The sequence below is a fragment of the Peribacillus sp. YIM B13477 genome (assembly GCF_042787955.1).
Lineage (GTDB): Bacteria > Bacillota > Bacilli > Bacillales > DSM-1321 > Peribacillus > Peribacillus frigoritolerans.
The window spans coordinates 1-19413 of the sequence record NZ_JBHZPD010000022.1; the positions used below are offsets into that span (position 1 = coordinate 1).

The 19413-nt window shown below is 35.8% G+C and carries 14 protein-coding genes and 1 pseudogene; 6 read left to right on the top strand and 9 right to left on the bottom strand.

What is annotated here, in order from left to right; translation table 11 throughout:
* Nucleotides 1–321: 321 nt before the first annotated feature.
* From ACFX4H_RS26555 to xylA, 5 genes are all read right to left on the bottom strand, one after another.
* Nucleotides 322–711 (bottom strand): VOC family protein, encoded by a 390-nt coding sequence (locus ACFX4H_RS26555; RefSeq protein ID WP_241637979.1) that lies wholly within the window; start codon nucleotides 709–711, stop codon nucleotides 322–324.
* A gap of 391 nt (nucleotides 712–1102) precedes the next feature.
* Entirely contained in the window at nucleotides 1103–2524 is a 1422-nt protein-coding gene (xylE, locus tag ACFX4H_RS26560; RefSeq protein WP_063591585.1) for a D-xylose transporter XylE, read from the bottom strand.
* 191 nt (nucleotides 2525–2715) lie between these two features.
* The gene (locus ACFX4H_RS26565) at nucleotides 2716–3762 is read right to left on the bottom strand and encodes an aldose epimerase family protein (RefSeq protein WP_328139009.1); all 1047 of its coding nucleotides are present in this window, start codon (nucleotides 3760–3762) and stop codon (nucleotides 2716–2718) included.
* Between the two features lie 48 nt (nucleotides 3763–3810).
* Nucleotides 3811–5313, bottom strand: a complete 1503-nt coding sequence (xylB, locus tag ACFX4H_RS26570; protein WP_377436583.1) for a xylulokinase — start codon at nucleotides 5311–5313, stop codon at nucleotides 3811–3813.
* A 58-nt stretch (nucleotides 5314–5371) separates the two neighbouring features.
* Complete coding sequence (xylA, locus tag ACFX4H_RS26575; protein WP_034313192.1) at nucleotides 5372–6709, bottom strand: xylose isomerase; 1338 nt, start codon at nucleotides 6707–6709, stop codon at nucleotides 5372–5374.
* Nucleotides 6710–6939: 230 nt separating this feature from the next.
* Here xylA and xylR point away from each other — a divergent pair, with 230 nt between their 5' ends.
* Both xylR and ACFX4H_RS26585 read left to right on the top strand, forming a co-directional pair.
* Nucleotides 6940–8094 (top strand): transcriptional repressor XylR, encoded by a 1155-nt coding sequence (gene xylR, locus ACFX4H_RS26580; RefSeq protein WP_034313195.1) that lies wholly within the window; start codon nucleotides 6940–6942, stop codon nucleotides 8092–8094.
* A 522-nt stretch (nucleotides 8095–8616) separates the two neighbouring features.
* Complete coding sequence (locus ACFX4H_RS26585; protein WP_034313197.1) at nucleotides 8617–9024, top strand: DoxX family protein; 408 nt, start codon at nucleotides 8617–8619, stop codon at nucleotides 9022–9024.
* Between the two features lie 158 nt (nucleotides 9025–9182).
* Here the strand turns inward: ACFX4H_RS26585 and ACFX4H_RS26590 are convergent, their stop codons facing one another.
* From ACFX4H_RS26590 to ACFX4H_RS26600, 3 genes are all read right to left on the bottom strand, one after another.
* Nucleotides 9183–9833, bottom strand: a complete 651-nt coding sequence (locus ACFX4H_RS26590) for a class D sortase (RefSeq protein WP_377436586.1) — start codon at nucleotides 9831–9833, stop codon at nucleotides 9183–9185.
* 1 nt (nucleotide 9834) lies between these two features.
* On the bottom strand, nucleotides 9835–11253 hold the full coding sequence (locus ACFX4H_RS26595; protein ID WP_377436589.1) for a processed acidic surface protein: 1419 nt from the start codon (nucleotides 11251–11253) through the stop codon (nucleotides 9835–9837).
* A gap of 1019 nt (nucleotides 11254–12272) precedes the next feature.
* Entirely contained in the window at nucleotides 12273–14648 is a 2376-nt protein-coding gene (locus tag ACFX4H_RS26600) for a M14 family zinc carboxypeptidase (RefSeq protein ID WP_328139003.1), read from the bottom strand.
* Nucleotides 14649–16158: 1510 nt separating this feature from the next.
* Here ACFX4H_RS26600 and ACFX4H_RS26605 point away from each other — a divergent pair.
* From ACFX4H_RS26605 to ACFX4H_RS26615, 3 genes are all read left to right on the top strand, one after another.
* Entirely contained in the window at nucleotides 16159–16587 is a 429-nt protein-coding gene (locus ACFX4H_RS26605; protein ID WP_063591591.1) for a MarR family winged helix-turn-helix transcriptional regulator, read from the top strand.
* Between the two features lie 49 nt (nucleotides 16588–16636).
* Nucleotides 16637–17278 carry a nitroreductase family protein gene (locus ACFX4H_RS26610; protein WP_034313212.1) on the top strand — a complete coding sequence of 214 codons (642 nt, stop codon included), beginning with the start codon at nucleotides 16637–16639 and terminating at the stop codon, nucleotides 17276–17278.
* 88 nt (nucleotides 17279–17366) lie between these two features.
* Nucleotides 17367–17660: a putative quinol monooxygenase gene (locus tag ACFX4H_RS26615; protein ID WP_241637972.1), complete on the top strand. Its 294-nt coding sequence runs from the start codon at nucleotides 17367–17369 to the stop codon at nucleotides 17658–17660.
* 412 nt (nucleotides 17661–18072) lie between these two features.
* On the opposite strand, the pseudogene ACFX4H_RS26620 reads toward ACFX4H_RS26615, so the two are convergent.
* A pseudogene (locus ACFX4H_RS26620) lies at nucleotides 18073–18470 on the bottom strand (recombinase family protein); the annotation flags it as partial.
* A 752-nt stretch (nucleotides 18471–19222) separates the two neighbouring features.
* Here ACFX4H_RS26620 and ACFX4H_RS26625 point away from each other — a divergent pair.
* A partial coding sequence (locus ACFX4H_RS26625; protein ID WP_377436591.1) for a hypothetical protein occupies nucleotides 19223–19413 on the top strand: 191 nt, incomplete at its 3' end.

The following is a 19413-nucleotide window of genomic DNA, read 5'->3' on the forward strand; positions in this document are numbered from 1 at the left end:
TATATAGCCAGGGGTCTTACTTATATCTAACAATCGTTTGTAAGATGTTTGAAAAATCCAAGGTTCGTTCCAAGGATTGGAGCTAAAAACATTGGTGAAAATCTTTGATACTTCTTCTAAATCTTTTTCTGACAATTCACGAATTGTATTCTGCATTAATAATTCCTCCTTCCAATCAACCCTATCACAAATTTTTGTTTAACATACTAACCATACTAACTAATGAACTAAACTGCCGCGATAGTTGCATAAAGAAAGAGCTACCTTAAAGACAGCTCAATATTCAGCTAACGCACCGTTAGTTCATTCAAAAGTTGGTAGTTAGGATTCAATAGTTGCCATTGATGTAATTCGTAAATAATATCCATCTGGGTCAATTAATCTAAAATCCTCTAATCCCCACGACCTTTTGGTTAACTTAGTCTGTATAGAGTACCCTTTTTCAACTACTTTGTTATAAATACCATTTATATCTTCAACTTCTAATACTATTTCAACCCCTAATCCTGTTTGTTGACTATTATTAGAAACTTTAAGAGGATGGTTTTCAGGTAAACTTTTCATTTCCCCCAACCCTAATGTAACACTTCCTTTTTTAACCGGAACGTAAGTATGTATAATCTCTTTTGGTGCATTAAATTCTAGTATATCTCTATAAAATCCCACTGATTTTTCTATACTTTCAACAAATAATTCAAGTCTTAAATTCACTTGTACATCTCTCCTTTTAAGAATTATTACATAAATAATTCTGGTTTTTTATGCAACTATCCTGCCCCGTTAGTGCCATAAGAAAAAAAGGCTGCCTCAGCAACCTTTCTTTTTAGGGTAAGAGACCCATTAGTTGAAGAGCAAAGTATCATTATACAAAGCATTTTAATCCAGAAATACCCAAACGGAATTGTAGCTATGAGACATGGGATTAATGCTACTTTCGTCCTGAAGATTAGACTTTTTGTTTTTTCTGAATGAAAATTTGCTCTTTGTTGTTGTCCACCTGTCCATGCTCCGATAAAGACCCTGAAATAACAATACTTACTATCCCAACAATAAGAATCCTTTTATATAATATTTTTTGTCCAGTTTAAGTGAATTTTACTATTTAAATAATTTGACTATCTTCTGAACTTTTAACATTTCTTCTCCATATATTCTCCATCTGTTCAAGAGTCTTGCCTTTGGTTTCAGGAACCATTTTCCAAACAAATAAGGCAGAAAGCACGCTCATTGAACCATAGAAACCGTATGTTAGTCCCCCACTATATTCCATCATCATAGGATATGTAGAAGAAATAAAATAGTTAGCCGCCCATTGGGCAGCTACAGCAATAGCTACAGCCCGACCTCGAATTTTATTAGGGAAAATCTCTGAAATTAGCACCCAGCAGATTGGACCCCACGACATCATAAATGAAGCTGTATAAATAATGATAAATACAAGCGTCCCTATTCCAATTATATTAGAAAAGGCCATGCTTGCTACACCAAACATACCAATTGCCATTCCAATGGAACCTACTATTAATAATGGTTTTCTTCCCCATCGATCAACTGTTAAAATCGCGATAACTGTAAAGATAACATTTACTAATCCCATAATTATGGTTTGCAGCATGGAAGAATCTTTAGCTGCTCCCATGCTTTCAAAGATACGCGGTGCGTAGTATAGGGCTACATTTATACCTACAAATTGTTGAAATACAGAAAGCAGTACACCTACAATAATAACTAATTTTCCATAAGCGAATAATTTTTCGGATGAAATATTGATAGTGGTCGTTTGTTTAATATCACTCAAAATCGCTTTCGCTTCTGAAGATCCATTGATTTTTGTAAGTATAGCTAAAGCTTTTTGATCTTGATTCTGTATTGCCAAATAGCGAGGCGTTTCTGGAACTAATAACAAAAGTACAGCAAAGATTAAAGCTGGTATCGCTCCTGAAGCAAACATGTACCTCCATCCTACATCATTTATCCATTCTAACGTTTCACCATTTGCAATACCCCAGTTTACAAAGTAAACGACTAACATACCAAAAATAATCATAAACTGATTAAATGATACCAATCTGCCGCGAATATCAGCCGGAGCAATTTCCCCTATATAGATTGGACAAATGGCAGACGCTAATCCAACACCAATCCCCCCTATAATTCGATAAAAGTTAAAAGCTAGTAATAAAGAAAGTGTTGGTTCACCTTTTGTAAAAAATAAAAATTCAGGATAAGAAGCACCCAATGCTGATACTATAAAAAGAATCGCTGCAAGTATAAGTGATTTTTTACGTCCTAGTCTTGATCCAAAATAGCCGGAAATTAATCCTCCGATAATACATCCTATTAAAGCACTTGATACGGTGACGCCATGTGCCAAAGGGCCTAAGCCTAAGCTGTCGATTAAATAAACCTTTAAAGATTCTTCTGCTCCAGAAATTACAGCTGTATCATATCCAAACAGTAATCCTCCAATTGCGGCGACTAATGTAATCGAAAAGATATATAATGAGTTTCGTTTTTGCTTCATGTTTTACTAAAAACAGTTATGAATGAAGTCCATTTAATATTAAAGCGCATACTTTTCGTTGCGCTTTCAAAATTAATGAACAAGAAGGACCTCTCTTCCCTCACCCATTCTACTAACTGCTTTTATCCTCCCTTCCATTGTAGATTTTCATTTCACTAAAACAACATTAGACCATTGAATACCAAAGGTTTTTACTCGACGGTAAACGTAAAACGAGTTTTAGAATGATACTCTTTATTTTTTTCTAATAAAATAGAAGGTAATTGCTGATTATGAATGGCATTTGGCGGATGTTGAGTTTCGAGACATAAGCCAAGGTGTTTTTGACAAGGAATTCCTCTAATTAGAAAAGTATCTTCTAACATATTTCCCGTATATAAAACAACATATGGCTCATCTGTTTCCACTATCATTTTCCGTCCGTTAGAAGGATTAACCAAACAAATTTCTTTTTGATGATTTTCACTTAATAAGAATGGATGGTCATACCCATTTCCAACTATTTCATTTTGTTGATGTTTGGAATTTACTCCTTCAATAATTCGCTTTCCCGCTCTAAAATCAAAAGGTGTATGTTCAACGTCTATTAAATTGCCTGTAGGCAGTAAGGACTGATCAAGCTCTAAAAACTTATCACTTTTCATAGTTAATTCATGCTGTAAGATATCTTCTTTTAAATTGCCACTCAGATTAAAGTAAGTATGATTGGTTAAATTTAATAACGTATTTTTATCTGAAATACCATGATAGGTTATTATAAGATCATTATTTTCAGTGAGAGTGTAAACGACGCTTACCTCAAGATTTCCAGGATAACCAGCTTCTCCATCAGGACTCATATAAGTAAATGTCACACTAGCCTCATCTACACTCTCACTAGTAGAGGATTTCCAGATTACGTTATGGAATCCCTCAGGTCCACCGTGTAAATGAGTTCTCCCTTCATTCTCAGCGAGGAGGTATGTAAACCCTTCCATATTAACGCTTGGTGGATTAACTCTCCCTGCCACTCGACCGATTACTGCACCAAAATAAGGGGAATAATGTAAATAATCTTCTGCAGAATCAAATCCTAACACGATATTTTCTATATTCCCTTCTTTGTCTGGTACATCAATTCTAGTAATCGTACATCCATAATCAATACAGGTTACTTTTATGTTTTGATTGTTCATGATTGTATAAGACTTTACCAATTCTCTATTTATTTCACCGAAAATTCCCTCTTCTATTTTCATATTAATCTCCTTTTCGAAGAAAGGGATGCATGATTCAAATCCAACCAGTTACTTTCTGCTAAATTGATTCAGCTTTTTGTTTAAGTCTTTTGTTTGGTAATATACCTCTTTATATAAAGCATAAAGTTGTTTATACACTGGAACATTTTCTAATTTAGGTTGATACGTTTTTGAAGAAGATATGAATAAATCTGCGCATTCTTCTAATGAGTTGTACCACCCACAACCATAAGCGGCTAACATGGCTGCCCCTAGCGCCGGTCCTTGCTCAGTAGATAGTTTTATAACTTTTGTGTTAAAAACGTCTGCTTGAATCTGAAGCCAACTATCGTTTTTTGCTCCCCCGCCAATTGATACAATAGACGTAATTTCTTTTCCATTTTCTCGAATAATTTCTATTGATTCATTTAATGAGAAGGTAATTCCTTCAATGACTGCCCTTGTAAAATCCCTCTTTTTATGAGAAGCATCCATTCCTATAAAGCTTCCACGTATAGTAGCATCTGCATGTGGTGTTCGTTCCCCAACTAAGTATGGAGTAAATAGAAGCCCATTTGAACCAATTGGAACATTGTTTATATCAGCCAGTAGTTCTTCAAATGACTCATTTTCAGCAAAATTGTCTCTAAACCAACTTAAACTGTGGCCAGCAGATAATGTAACTCCCATCGTATAAAAAGCATTTTCTTTTCCATGATTGAAATAATGCACCTTCCCAGCAAAGTCCCTATCATTTCGCTCCTCATAAGAAAGTACGACACCAGATGTACCGATGCTGCATAACGTTTCTCCTGATGATAGAATACCAGCTCCAATTGCTCCACAAGCATTATCAGCTCCACCTGCAAATACCTTAGTCGCTAATGTTAGCCCTGTTTTTTGAGAGAATTCTTCATTAATTGTTCCGACACATTCACTGGATTCCACTAACGATGGGCAAATGCTGATATCAATGCCCACTAATTTACAAAGCTCTTCGCTCCATTTTTTCTCGCCCACGTTCAACAATAATGTACCGGCAGCATCTGAATATTCACTATGAATTAAGCCAGTCATTTTGAAGCGTAAATAGTCTTTAGGCAGCATAAATACAGCTGCTTGATCAAATATCTCCGGTTCATGCTCTTTAACCCATAGCAGCTTAGGTAGTGTAAACCCTTCCAAAGCTTGATTTTTTGTTATTTCTAAAAGACGTTTCTCTCCAATCATTTCATATAGCTGATGACACTGTGCTGTCGTCCTTGTATCGTTCCATAAAATAGCATGACGTAAGAGATTATGATTCTTATCCAACAGTACTAGACCGTGCATTTGTCCAGAATAACTTATTCCTTCTATATCTTCTGGTCTTACATCGGATTTGGAGATTAGCTCATTTAAAGCACTAGCAGTCTGCTGAATCCACTCCTCTGGATTTTGTTCACTATATCCTGTTTTTTCATGCAGAAGAGGGTAATTTTTAGAAGCTTCTGCACAGATCTCACCTTTTGTATTAACTAAAACAGTTTTGACAGCGCTCGTTCCTAGATCAATTCCTATAATATATTTCATCTTGATTCCTCCACTTTTATAAAAGAGAGCAGAATTTGTTTCTACTCTCTTTTATCCGTTAAACTTCTAAAATATATTGATTTAAGGTGGCTTTTAATCGTTCCTGTCTTCCTGAATTATTCGTAATGTTCGGATTTTGTAATGCATACTGCTCTAGTGTTTGGAAGTTGGCCCTTCCTTCAACAATCTCAAGACCAATTCCTTTTTTGAAACTGCTGTAGCGTTCATCAATGATGTTTTCAAAAACACGATCTTCCAATAATTTATGAGCCACTTTTAAACCTCTAGCGAACGCATCCATCCCAGCCACATGGGCATATACTAAATCTTCTTGTTCAAAGGAACCTCTGCGCACTTTAGCATCAAAATTTAACCCTCCACTGCCTAATCCTCCATTTTGCAGGATCTCATACATTGCTAAAGTTGTAGAATATAGATCTGTTGGGAACTCATCGGTATCCCATCCTAAAAGAGGATCACCTTGATTTGCATCCACTGATCCCAAGAAGCCTTGAACTCTAGCTACGCGTAATTCATGTTCAAACGTATGCCCAGCTAAAGTAGCATGGTTAGCTTCAAGATTTAATTTAAAATGGTTATCTAATCCGTATTGTCTTAGGAACGAAATGGTCGTAGCTGCATCGGTGTCATACTGATGCGTCGTTGGTTCCTTTGGTTTTGGCTCAATTAAGAATTGACCTTTAAATTCAATTTCCTTAGCATAATCTACAGCCATATGCATAAATCTAGCCAAGTTATCTAACTCTAACTTTAAATTTGTATTGAGCAGTGTTTCATAGCCTTCACGGCCGCCCCAGAACACATAGTTTTCTGCTCCTAACTCTTTTGCCGTTTCGAGTCCTTTCTTTACTTGGGCTGCTGCATAAGCAAATACATCTGCATTACAAGAAGTTGCTGCACCGTGAACGAAGCGAGGATTTGTAAACATATTAGCTGTGTTCCACAATAACTTTACGTTACTTGTTTTCATATATTCTTTCATCATGCTAACGATTACATCAAGATTTTCATTTGTTTCTTTCAATGTGTTTCCTTCAGGTGCGATGTCTCGGTCATGAAACGCAAAGAAAGGAACCCCTAATTTTTCGAAAAGTTGAAAAGCTGCCTCTACTCTAGCTTTTGCTAAGTCCATTCCATCATATTTATTCCATGATCTTTGCATCGTAGCTGCACCAAAAGGATCTGTCCCATCAGCTGTGAATGTATGCCAGTAAGCAACTGAGAAACGTAGTTGTTCCTTCATTGTTTTACCGCCTACTACTTCTTCTGGGTTATAGTATTTAAAAGCTAAAGGATTTTTAGAATCTTTTCCCTCATATGAGACTTTGTTTACGCTTTCAAAATAATTAATTTTATTAGTATCAGTTTGAATCATGTGTTACTTCCCCCTTTAATTAAAGTGAAAAACTTTCTTCAGAAATATCAATCAAGAAAGTTTGTTGTGTCAATAAACTAACTTTATTTCATGATATACAAAATAATTAGTTATTTCAATGTTTTTTTAAGAAAATTAACGTTATAATAAGAAATATACTATGTCCATACTAAATTTTAATTTTTTAAAAAAAACACTTAGTTCAATGGTAAAACAAAGGAGCGATTATCATTCCGATAGCAGATCAAGCATTAGTAAAGAAAATGAATCAAAAGTTGATTTTAAATGAAATTTTAAAAAACTCACCAATCTCAAGGGCAGCCCTTTCTGAGATTACAGGGTTAAATAAATCCACTGTTTCTTCCCAAGTAAATGAGTTAATTGAAAAAAATGTTATTTTTGAAATTGGAGCAGGACAATCTAGTGGTGGCAGAAGACCTGTGATGCTTGTTTTTAATAAAAATGCAGGCTATTCAATAGGTATCGATATAGGTGTTGATTACCTTAATGGAATTCTAACCGATTTAGAAGGCAATATTATCCTTGAGAAGGCTTCTGACTTGTCTAGCCCTTCAGCTGGTGAAGTGAAAGAAATTCTGTTTGCACTTATACATGATTTTATCATTCATATGCCCGACTCTCCTTACGGTTTGGTGGGAATAGGTATTTGTGTACCAGGTCTTGTGGATAGCAATCAAAAAATCATTTTCATGCCCAACTTGGATTGGGATATTGAAGATTTGCAACTCTTAATTGAAAGCGAGTTCAATGTACCTGTTTTTGTTGAAAATGAGGCTAATGCAGGCGCATGCGGTGAAAAAGTGTTTGGGGTTACTAAAAACCATGAAAACATCATTTACATCAGTATTAACGTTGGAATTGGAGTCGGAATTATCATTAATAATGAATTATATAAAGGAGTAAATGGCTTTTCTGGAGAAATGGGCCATATGACGATAGATTTTAACGGTCCCAAATGCAGCTGCGGGAACCGAGGATGCTGGGAATTATATGCATCAGAAAAAGCATTACTGGATTCTTTTTCTAATGACAAAAAGAATATGTCACGAAAAGAAATTGTTGAACGTGCAAATAAAAATGATGTAGCCGTCTTAAATGCACTCCAGAACTTTGGCTTCTATGTCAGTATTGGCTTAACAAATATTCTCAATACATTTGACGCACAAGCTATTATTTTGAGAAATAACATTATCGAATCTCACCCGATTGTGTTAAATACCATTAAGAATGAGGTTTCTTCTAGGGTAAATTCTCATTTGGAAAGTATGTGTGAACTATTGCCCTCTTCATTAGGAAGAAATGCACCTGCATTAGGAGCTGTTTCAATTGTGATCGAACATTTTTTAAATGTCACTACTAGCTAATCTATTTCAGAGTATAGATGATAGATGTCTGAATATCTTTCTTAACATAACAAGAGAGGTCTTTCTCTACCTAGAGTAAGACCTCTCTTGTTTATTTTCGCCGCTACATCCAGAAAGGATATTCAAATGAGTTAGGTTCTAGATAAAACAATTTGTTGTAGTCCATCATTTGGATATCACTCTCTACCTTCATTAATAATGATTCTTTTTATTTGGCTCCAGACACAGTTCCTCATCTATATCCTAAGGAGGAATATAATTTCTTTCATTCTTCTACGGAGAATAAGAAGTACCACCACTGCTATTAGAATTGGAAAGGGAGCAGATTTCTGAAATCAAATGAATATTTTTCAAGAAATAACTGCAGGCAAACTCGCTTTTCTTCAAGTTATCCTTCAGTCAAGCGCGATTCCTAAAGGATTGTGCAACAACTGTTTAAGATTAAGATTTTTTTAGAATGCATTAAAAAAAGAAAAGTGGAATATGATTAAAATGTCAATCTAAGGGAGGGAATGTGAATAAATGAAAAAAACAAAAATTATATATTGGATTTTCACAGGACTTTTAGTGGCCCTGATGGTTTTGGGTTCTATTCCGGATATAATGTCTGTTCCCGATGCAGTCGCATTATTCAATCATTTAGGTTATCCTACTTACCTCCTACCTTTTATTGGGATTGCCAAATTATTAGGTGTAGTGGCAATACTTATTCCAGGCTTTCCAAGAATCAAGGAATGGGCTTATGCCGGTTTTGTATTTGATTTGACGGGGGCTATGTATTCAAGCATTTCAGTAGGCGACCCTGCCAGTGGATGGCTGATCTTCATTATCGGGTATATATTAATAGCCGGCTCTTATATTTACCATCATAAAATATTAAAATCCGCTTCATCTGGCAAATCGAGCAATAAGAATAGTTTAACAGTATAAATAAATTGGCCATGAAAAAACACCGTGAACGGTGTTTTTTCTAATTGGTTTAAAAGTGGAGAAAGTGATATCATCTTCGCTTTTCTTTCTAAAAAGAAATAAAATCAAAAGCGTCCCAATAGGTTTCCTTATTGGGACGCTTTTTTTAGTACATTTGATTAACTTACTGTTTTTGAAGTTAAATACGCGACAAGGATATAGCGTTCAGGTGCTGACCCAATATAATCAAAAGGGTAACAGGTACTGACGGTTAGCGTTGCCCGTGGCTTTGGTACGATTACGGTTCGATCATCCTCATCCACAATTCGAACTTTGTTGACTTTGTATGTGAACTCTCCTGCCGATGTTCTTACTATCAACAAATCTCCTTCGCCCACTTGCCCGAGTTTACGGAATACCGTATCTCTATGACCGGAAAGTACGGAATTGTCATTTTCACCAGGTAACACACTTCCTGCAAAGTGACCAACTCCTTTTTCCAATTCATCCTCATTTGTGCCATGGAAAATAGGAAGTTTTGTTTTTAGTTTGGGTATATAAAGCTCCCCGATTTCTTCACCCGTTTTAGGGCGGACAGGATATAGCTCTTTCTTTGTTGTGTCATTACTTGGTGTTTTATCAATTGTTGGTTTATCATTTGGTGGTTTCTGTACAGTTTCATTCACTTGGCTACTTGGAGTATCAGTCTTGTAAAGAAAGTAGCCTTTTGCAAACTTATACATATTGGATGTGGAAAACCAAACCCCAAATAAAATGATGGCAATTGTACAAGAAAGCAGCAGTAACCGCTTTTTCTTTAATTTTTTCATATTAAGCTTTCCTGATTTTTCGATACATCAAGCTTCCGAACAAGACAATAAATAGTCCTAAAAGGGCACTAGGCAAATAACCGGAAGCCGTATTTGGCAGTTTAGCACCTTTTACGGTTTGATGTTCTGAATTAGTATGGGCACTGATCTTTTGTTTTACTGGTTTAGCAACTGGTGCCTTTTCAATGGTCTTTTGTACCTCTTTAGCAGATTCCTTTATTTGTCCGCCTGCATTAGTAAGATTATCAGAATCGACCATATCACCTGTTATTAACAGATCCGCCAAGAACTTCCCGTCAATATTATAAATTGATATTTTCAGGTTAGCACCCTTCAATTCTTCCAATTTCATTAAATCCAAAAGGGATACAGGTGATTCCGAGCCACTTTTCACAAGGGAATAGGAAACATTAAGCTTAAAGATGGAAAGTAATTCTTCATAGATTGAGGCCATTTCAGCTATCTGTTCAGCTGTAAGCTCGGTTGCTACATCAAATTCCTCGAAAGCCATCATGCGGTTGCCCAATTCTTCAAGTTGCTTGACTGTTTCCGGGTTGGAAAGATGGTCTTCCAAAGACATCAAGTGGTCTTCAAGCCGCTGTAATTCCTCTTCCGTTAGACCGAGTTCCTGCTCGAAAATCGGAAGAAAATCTTCAGCAACTTCGCCATCCATCCCGCCGCCAGTAAGGTTCCAAACAGTTTCTTCAAGATTATCTATGTATATATAATCGTTAATATCTTCACCATTTTCTTCTAACATTTGAAGCAAGTCTTGTTTATCCAATCCATAATTCTCATTAAAATAATCTAAGTTGCTTAGGTCTGCCTTTATGACGTCACCCAGGAATTCGCTAAGCTCTTCGACAGATTCAAATTCTTCCGTGCTAAAATCATAGGGTTTCAATGACGCTTCGATATCTTCTAGGGTTACTTGGAAGCCTCTTTCCTTGCTAACCTTGGCCAAATAATTGACTAATTCTTTGTCAAAGTTCGGATCGCGTTCAAAATCGCCCTCTTCTGTCTCTTCTGTATAGAAATAAACAGTTTCATCGAGGTCCCAGATAAAGATATAATCGTCTAGTTCTTCGCCATTTTCGTGTAATAGATTAATTAGGCTCTCATTAGTTAGATTATAATCTTCATAAATGGCATCTAAATTACTCAAATCAGCCTTAATAACTTCGCCCAAGGCTTCTTTTAGATCACCAATAGATTCAAAGTTCTCAATACTTTCATCGTAAAAAGAAAGAGATGTTTCAATATCATCCTTCGTCACTTCAAAACCCCTGACAATGCTTACCTCTTTTAAATACTTTGTAAGTTCTTTCTCAAAATTCTTGCTTGGTGCCGCCGATGCTAATTGCGGGAATAAACTAATCAACAACGTAAATGAAACTAAAATGGTCCACAGTTTTTTCATACTTTTCTCCTATTCATAACATTTCATATGTTTCTAGAAAATTATAAGGTAATAACAATAATTTAACAATGAAGTTATTTTTTCCAATAAGGAAAAATTGCTATATTACTTACTTTACAAACAAACTTCTTAACAGTATTTACATTTGTTTACGTAAATCTATCCGTATTTCTTCCTATTAATATATTGAATACAAAAAGAGGGATTAAAGCACTCCCTCTACTGTGACTCCAGATAAAAGAATTATTAATATTTTAGGGGAAACATAACTTAGCTCAAGCAAAATGAATATAAATTCACCATCGGGCTACATCAATTTCAAGTAAAGTAGTCAGTCTATAAGTATCAGACCTCATATCCTATAAAGTTTACGCTTAGACAAAGCGAAAAAAGACATACTCGACCCTGGAATGGGTAGAGTATGTCAGAAACAGCTATCCAGCTTCACCGGTATTAACTACTGATACTATACCGCTTGAGAGATTTAAAATGAGTGTTTATTTAATGAGGTCCCCGTATCATATCTAAGACTACATAAATATAAAAATGAATCAGGAAGTTAAGCAGTATTACCTGATCCATTATTATTATTTTATTTCCTTTATTGAATTCCTTTTACCTTGTTAAATAAAGAATATAGATATTTTACGCAAAGATAAATTGTTTACCATCTCCCACTCCTTTTAAAATTATTTAGGTGTACTCACCCGAACAAACCTCCTAGGGCCGATACGTCGTTTAAAACATAAAAGGAGAACGAGCCCCCTTTGCAAGTTAATTAGTTTGTTCGCTAATCCAATCATTTAACTTCATCTATAATGATTCCTGATTAATTAATCCATATCCAGCTTGTGAATTATAAGAGTAGTCACTATTTTTAATCGGCTAAAAAACTACTTATTGTCCTTCAGGGTTTTTGCAACAGATAATTTAAAAGTAATGAGTTCAGAGCAAGCGTTCAGCATTTTTTAAATTACCAAAGCCGAATTCATTGCTGAATCCGGCTTTGGCTAATTCCACTATTTTTCGAAAATTGCATTAGATAGAAGACGGAACAAGTAATCCGGGTGGTCGCGGAAACCTGCTTCTAACCCAATAAGAGTTACATCTTTATTCTGTTCTTTTACGATTACGGCTTGGCCCTTGGCGGTTATGTTATTTTTCCAGTGACCAGCTACGAAGAAATTATCTGAATCTGCAAGGGTCGCGACAATTTCATCATTATCAGTAGCCGTGAACCATGTTGGACGATAGACAAATCCGATATCATTTTCTCCATAACCTGCTGTTAAACCAGTTCCCTCATAATCGACTTTTACGATACCATTACTGTTGGAACCTCCTACATTAATGATGTCGTCTGTAAGACCGAGTGTTTTAGTTGCTCTAGATGCACCAGCACCTACAGCTATATATTTGCCTCCTTCATTTAAGAAGCTTGTCACATTGTCTTTAAATGCATTAAGTTGCCCGGCGTTCTGTAATCCAAATTCTTTATTAGCTTCGGAAAGGTTAGTAGAAATGAGACTTTCCGTTCCACTATAGACAAAAATATCAAAACCGTTAAGGGGATTTTTAGCCACTTCGACTGGCGTAACTTCTGTCACATCAAAACCTAGTCTTTTCAAAGCAAGCTTTGTTCCTGCGTGTGATTTCTGTTTACCCATACCTCCATCCTTTAATATAGCCACTTTTACAGACGTAATAGCCACTGCATCTGCTGGTACATCGGCAGTTCCAACCTGTAACCCAGATTCTTTCACCGCTGCTGATACCTGATTAGCTACTGTTTTTGCAAAGAAGTTACCTTGTGCATCACGTACAATAGGTATTCCTTGCTTAAGCAATCTATTTACTAAATTTACCGATTGGACAGAGCTGTTCGGAATCATAAACGGTCCTTTTCCTGAAACCTTGCCTTGACCTGTAATCTGGTTTACTTTCGTTGCATTGACTTTAATAGGATTTTGTGTGGCTACTGCCTCGAATCCCCAAAGCTCCGGTAAGCTCCATGCGGAAATGTCGTACATTGCTGGGGTATCGTTCGTGATGTCTTCCCCATCCCAGAGCATCGTGTTTGCTAATCCGGCTTTCGCCTGGTCCATCTCAACGAGATAAGTTCCTTTTGGATATAACACTCCATCCGCTTCAAATGCATTCACAGCTTGAACAACTTCAATATCATTATTGATCAAATGATTTACAGCCTTATTCGTAACAGTCGGATCCTTAGGGTCTAGTGGAAGTATGTAGGCTTTTGGAAATAACCCTTCCTTATGAAAAGGATGGTCAAAGTTAATTCCTCTTTTAAAAACTTCAATTTGATCAGTAATCATGGATTGCTTGTTAGCTGTTGCAAATTTCAGTGCTCCCATAATCGAATTATACATCCATCGTACGCCGTCCCAATCATTTGTTGGAGCTTCTAAGGTATGACCGTAAGCACCATGATACATCGCATACATCGGTGTGAAAATTGGTGGGTAATCATCCCAGCCAGCGGAGTCATCGCGCAGCGGAATATAGGTACCTTTCATGTTTTGATACAAGGATCCTGAATAGTTCTCATGATCCTTCATTATTTCCGCTTCCATCGCTTCTGCCTGTTTATAGGCCCATTTTCCGTATAAGTCATACTCGTAATTAGGATTATGCGGTGGCGTACAAGGCTCAATTAACCCCTGCAGATTTGGCTGATAATTCTTCACATAACCATGAGTATCAAGGAACACCATCGGGTTCCATTCTTTAATGAGCTCAACCATCTCTTTTGTTTCTGGCTGCGATTGGGTGATAAAGTCACGATTTATGTCAATTCCTTCGCCATTAAAGCGGGTGGCATCAATACGTCCATCAGGGTTTTGTACGACATTGAAAATAAGAATATTATTCTCTAAAACGTCTTTGGTTGTTGCATCATTTTGGGTAGCAAAACGTTCAATTAATTGAAGGATTGCATCGCTTCCGACAAATTCAGTCCCATGAATAGAACCATTAATCATGATTGGAACTTTAAAGTCAGGATTATTGGCAACCCATTCTTGAGCTTTGCCTGGATTCTTAAACATTTGCTTTCTAAGTGCCTTCACTTTTCCGAACTTTCCTTGTGTTGTTGGGTCGGCAATCGTGACAACATAGAGTGGGTTTCCATCAGCTGATGTTCCACGGACTTCAACTTTCACACGGTTTGAAAGTTTTTCAATCTCTTTTAATTTGGAACCAATTTGTGAAAATTTCACAAAGTCATAGTTTTCGCTATTAAACTTACTTCCGTCCTGTTCCTCATATGTATTCACATTTGTCCATTGAGGTTTCTCAGCATGTCCAGAACTCCACGGTATTACTGTTAGTAAACTCACAGCCATCAGGCCGGATAATGCTTTTTTCTTTTTCATTCTAAAACCTCCAGTATGTATATAGTGATTTTTTTGTATATATCAAACCAAGTCGTTCAATGTTTATTTTATTGGGATTCGCTCTCCTATTGCAGCACTAGTTTCGGAAGGTCAAATTTATGTAGTGTTACTTGCTGGGGGACCTTATCAAATTTTATAAAGAATATTTTTAACGATGTGGTTGTTCAACGTTATAAAATTAAACCGCTTTCAACAGGGGTTGTTCAGCCATTTAGCGAGTCATTTCGTGTTGTATTCAATTAAAATATGTATTAGTTAATTAACGCAATACCTAAACCCGCATTGGCTACTGTAGCTGATTTTCTAGACTAATAAATTTCTCCTTTTCTGCTCCCTACTAATTTTTTAAGTTTACATGTTTAAGAGTATCGCCTCCTTATTAAGAAATAGTAACTACAAACTTAGATAACTGTTTTATAATATTATACACTTATTTTTGTGCGAATTAGGAATTTTCAGTTAATAATAATTGAATTTTTTATCCTTTTTTCATACATCAGAAACATAATATTATTTACAAATAATTTCCATTTGCTAAAAATCTGTATAACTGTTTTGAAGTTTGTCCCCAACGGTCAAGTTACATGGGAAATCCCTCGAATCCTATGAAATTCATGTGCTTTTTGATTTCCTCTAATCAGTATTATGAAAACTAAAATGAGCTCACTTTTCTGATAACCTTATATTGAGCATAGTAAATAGAGCCAACCACAAATGTTGAACTTCCGTACTTGGGCCTTTAAAACATATCAGTATTGCACCCTGCGAAGGAATTCCGAGAGGACTATTATAAAACTCCTAGGCTACAGTTGATAAAAAAGCAACCGTTTTATATCCATACGGTTGCTTTTTTTCATTATAAACGTTTCCAAATTCTCTTTAAATCTATTGGTACGAATACTTTATCCCCATGTATTTCCTTATGAATGATGAGATGTGAAAAGTATGGTTCTAAACTTAATCCTTCTGTGTCTATCTGGATTTTATTGATAATAGGAGCCCATTCATTGCACTTACACCATTAGATTTAAATAAATCTCCACACACATAACTGACAAAGAACTTGAATATCATTTACAGGCATCGTACTCCATGAAACTTAATTGATTGAAGTAGCAATACAGAATAGGATGGAGCATTCGCTCCTTCCTTTTCTGTATTATGGCACATAAATCGAAGAATAGTCTTGGTCTACGACTATCAGATGAATTTTTCCACCTTATTTAAGGGCAGTTTTTATAACAATGTGATCATCCTACTTATACCTTGGCTAAAAGCTCCAAAGGTTTACTGAGCTTACTTGAAAAGATTGCCTAATCAAAAAGGAGATAGAGCAACATTTTGGTCTAGATCATATTTAAGCAAAAGTTGCAGTATTAAAATACTTGCTTTATTATTTAGGGTATAGTATATTAATTGATGCATCAACTATTGAGCTATCAACTATTGAGCTATCAATTTTGTCTAACGTATGAAAAGAGGGTGTTTCTTGACGAATTCATGGTGTAATGAATCATTAATTTTATATAAAATGAACTGCCTTAACAAACAGATAAGTTCAAAATTTGAAAGTTGTACAGGCATTAGTCAATCAAGACATGATATCTTATATCAGCTTTATCAAGTTGATGAAATTAGTCAAACAGCACTTCAAAAAGAGGTTAACATTGACAGTGCAGCGATTACCCGGCATTTAAAACAACTTGAAGCGACTGGGATGATTTTAAGACGCAAAGATCCGGAGGATAATCGATTTACTCTTGTCTGTCTTTCAGATTATGGTCGCAAACAGATTATTCTCTACCAAGCTGAAAAGGCTCGTTTTGTCACTTTAATGCTTAAAGATTTTAAAGAAGAAGAACGTCAAGAATTAACAGATATGCTGACACGCATTCAAAAAAATATAAGCCAAGTCTAACACTTGCTTAAATTAAACTACTAAAGTTAAAAAGAGGAGACTATCAACTATGACTACTACAGCACAATTAACAAATGATTTCAAAGAAATTGTCACAGGACGCCGCTCCATAAAAAATTACGACAAATCTGTAAAAATCAGTAGGGAAGAAATGGAGAAAATACTTACCTTAGCGACACTTGCTCCTTCTTCAGTAAATATGCAACCATGGCGCTTCCTTGTAATTGATAGTCCTGAGGGAAAAGCAACACTTGCACCTCTTGCTCGCTTTAACCAAAATCAAGTCGAAACATCTTCCGCAGTAATTGCCGTATTTGGTGATATGAACAATTTTGATAACGCCGAAGAGATCTACGGTAAAGCTGTAGATTTAGGGCTTATGCCTTTAGAAGTAAAAGAAAACATATTAGCTTCATTTGCTGGATATTTCGAAAAAATCACTAGAGAAGAGATGAAAGAGGTCGTTCTAGTCGATGGTGGTCTTGTATCCATGCAACTGATGCTTGCGGCACGTGCTTATGGCTATGATACAAATCCAATCGGTGGCTATGAAAAAGACCAGATCGCAGAAGCTTTTGGATTAGAAAAAGATCGGTATGTACCAGTTATGCTAATTTCAATCGGTAAAGCAGCAGATAATGGCCATCAATCAGTTCGTCTTCCAATTGATAAAGTCGCACAATGGAAGTAAAGAATCCATTCATTTCAACCGAGATGTTATTTTTACTTTAATTATATATTTAGTTTATTATGCTTAACAAATGAGAGGATGACGTTTAATGATTATCATTCATGCCGTATTCAATATTAATCCAGCAAAACAAGATGCATTTCTAGAGGAGATTCAACCGCTTATCGCAGCTTCAAGAGCGGAAAGTGGAAATGTTTCTTACAATCTTCACAAAGCTACAGAAAAAGACAATGAGTTTACAATGGTTGAAGTTTGGCAAGATCATCTAGCGGTTGCAGGCCATAATTCAAGTGAGCACTTTACCTCGTTTGTTGGTAAAGCTAAAGAATTCCTCTCTTCACCTTTAATTGTTAACGCATTTGAAGGACAACCATTAAAATAATGAGTTAAAATGTATGGGATTTCCTATATACCATCTTATAAAACAAAGAGTTGCTGCTTCAGTAAAACAAGCTGCAACTCTTTTTCATTTCTATTCCATTTTCTCGAACATCACGCGCTTATTTGGCGTACATAATCTGTGTGACAATTTCCATGGAAAGAGGAATGCAAATAGTTCCATTTATTTATCGAATTTCAGTTTTTCCAAAGCATCCGCCAATGCTGTATCAATCGGTTCTTCTTTATTTTGATTCTTCATGAAATTGGAGATTTCTTTATTCGACACTTTTTGATTTTTGTTTTGTTAATTATTTTTATGTTCATACGAATTCTAAAAGGAGGGCTGAAAGTGTATATGCTTCCTTCACCCAGGATGGATATCCCCCATAATAAAGCGAAATATCTAGGGATGGCCGGCTAATTTTTTGACGAGTTTCTTCTATTACTTGAGCTTTCGGTCGCCCGAAAGGCACATCGTTTTGCAAAGCCACATCAATTGCTTCACGCTGCCGTTTCCGGACCCTATCCCGTTCTTCTTCCTCCATCCAGGAAAGAATTTGCAAAACTAAATCTGCAATGAATGTACCGAGACTATCTTTAAATTGAGTTGTATCGAGTAATGACATATCCAAAACGACGATATCCGCCTGGATATTTTTTGTAATGTCATTCCACTCTTTTAGAATCTCCTCTTTGTTCCGACCAAAACGATCAAGAGAATAAATGTATAGAATATCTCCTTTAAGTACCACACGTTTTAGTAATTGGTATTGAGCCCTATTGAAATCTTTTCACATTATTTGTCCAAAATATCACGTGGATCAACGCCTAATTTTTTTATCGCTTCTAACTGCCGACCTTCATTTTAATCTATGTTTACGAACATCCATTTTTCCACTCTGCTTTCTTCCCTCTTATTCTGCCAAAATCGTTCGTAAAAGTGTGTTCAAAACTAAGCACGTTCGTAAAATGTTTTTCAACTTTAACGAACGTAAAACAGGGTGAATTTATAGAAAAAAGAACCGTTCATTAAAGTGTCCTTTTACGAACGGGTGTAACAATGCTATACCGAACATTCCGGGAATTTTTAAGCTTTAAACGGCGCTCAACCATTTTTGAGAAATACAACATTTTCTTTTTTGGATATTATTAAAATAATAGATTTGCTGATTTTGTTAATTTTAGTCCCTTCATTATTATCAGCCTTTGAACCTTTTATCATACCAAGAGGTTTTTGCTTGTATTTCCAATGAAATTCTTGACAATGTAAGCGCTTTCTTTTATGATGATAATAGGTTGGATGGCATGCGTGGCCGTCATAGTATCTGGCGTAGGTGGGGCCAATACCCGGAACAGTACATAGAAGAAATCCCCTATTTTATGCAACAGCTATCTTCTTCCGAATAGGAAACAGTGATTAATCAAATCATGTTATTAAATTCAATAAAACTCTGTATTCGGTCAAATTCAGGGTTTCCCTAGCTTGAAAGCTCCCCTTAAAATCCCTTATGTTTTTTCACAAAATATGTATGTTAGTTTTATTGTAGAATGAGGAGGTGCTTTATGGAGAACAAAAAAAGTTCCCTTTACGATGAATTACCGTTAGAATTATTGGCAGGATTTTATTATGAAATAAATAAGAACATTGAAAAAGGAATCTTGTCTGGTGCTATGTATCATGAAATTAGATTAATGGAACAAACAGCATTAAAAAGGGGTATCTCACTTGAATACCTACATGACAGGGGTGCTTG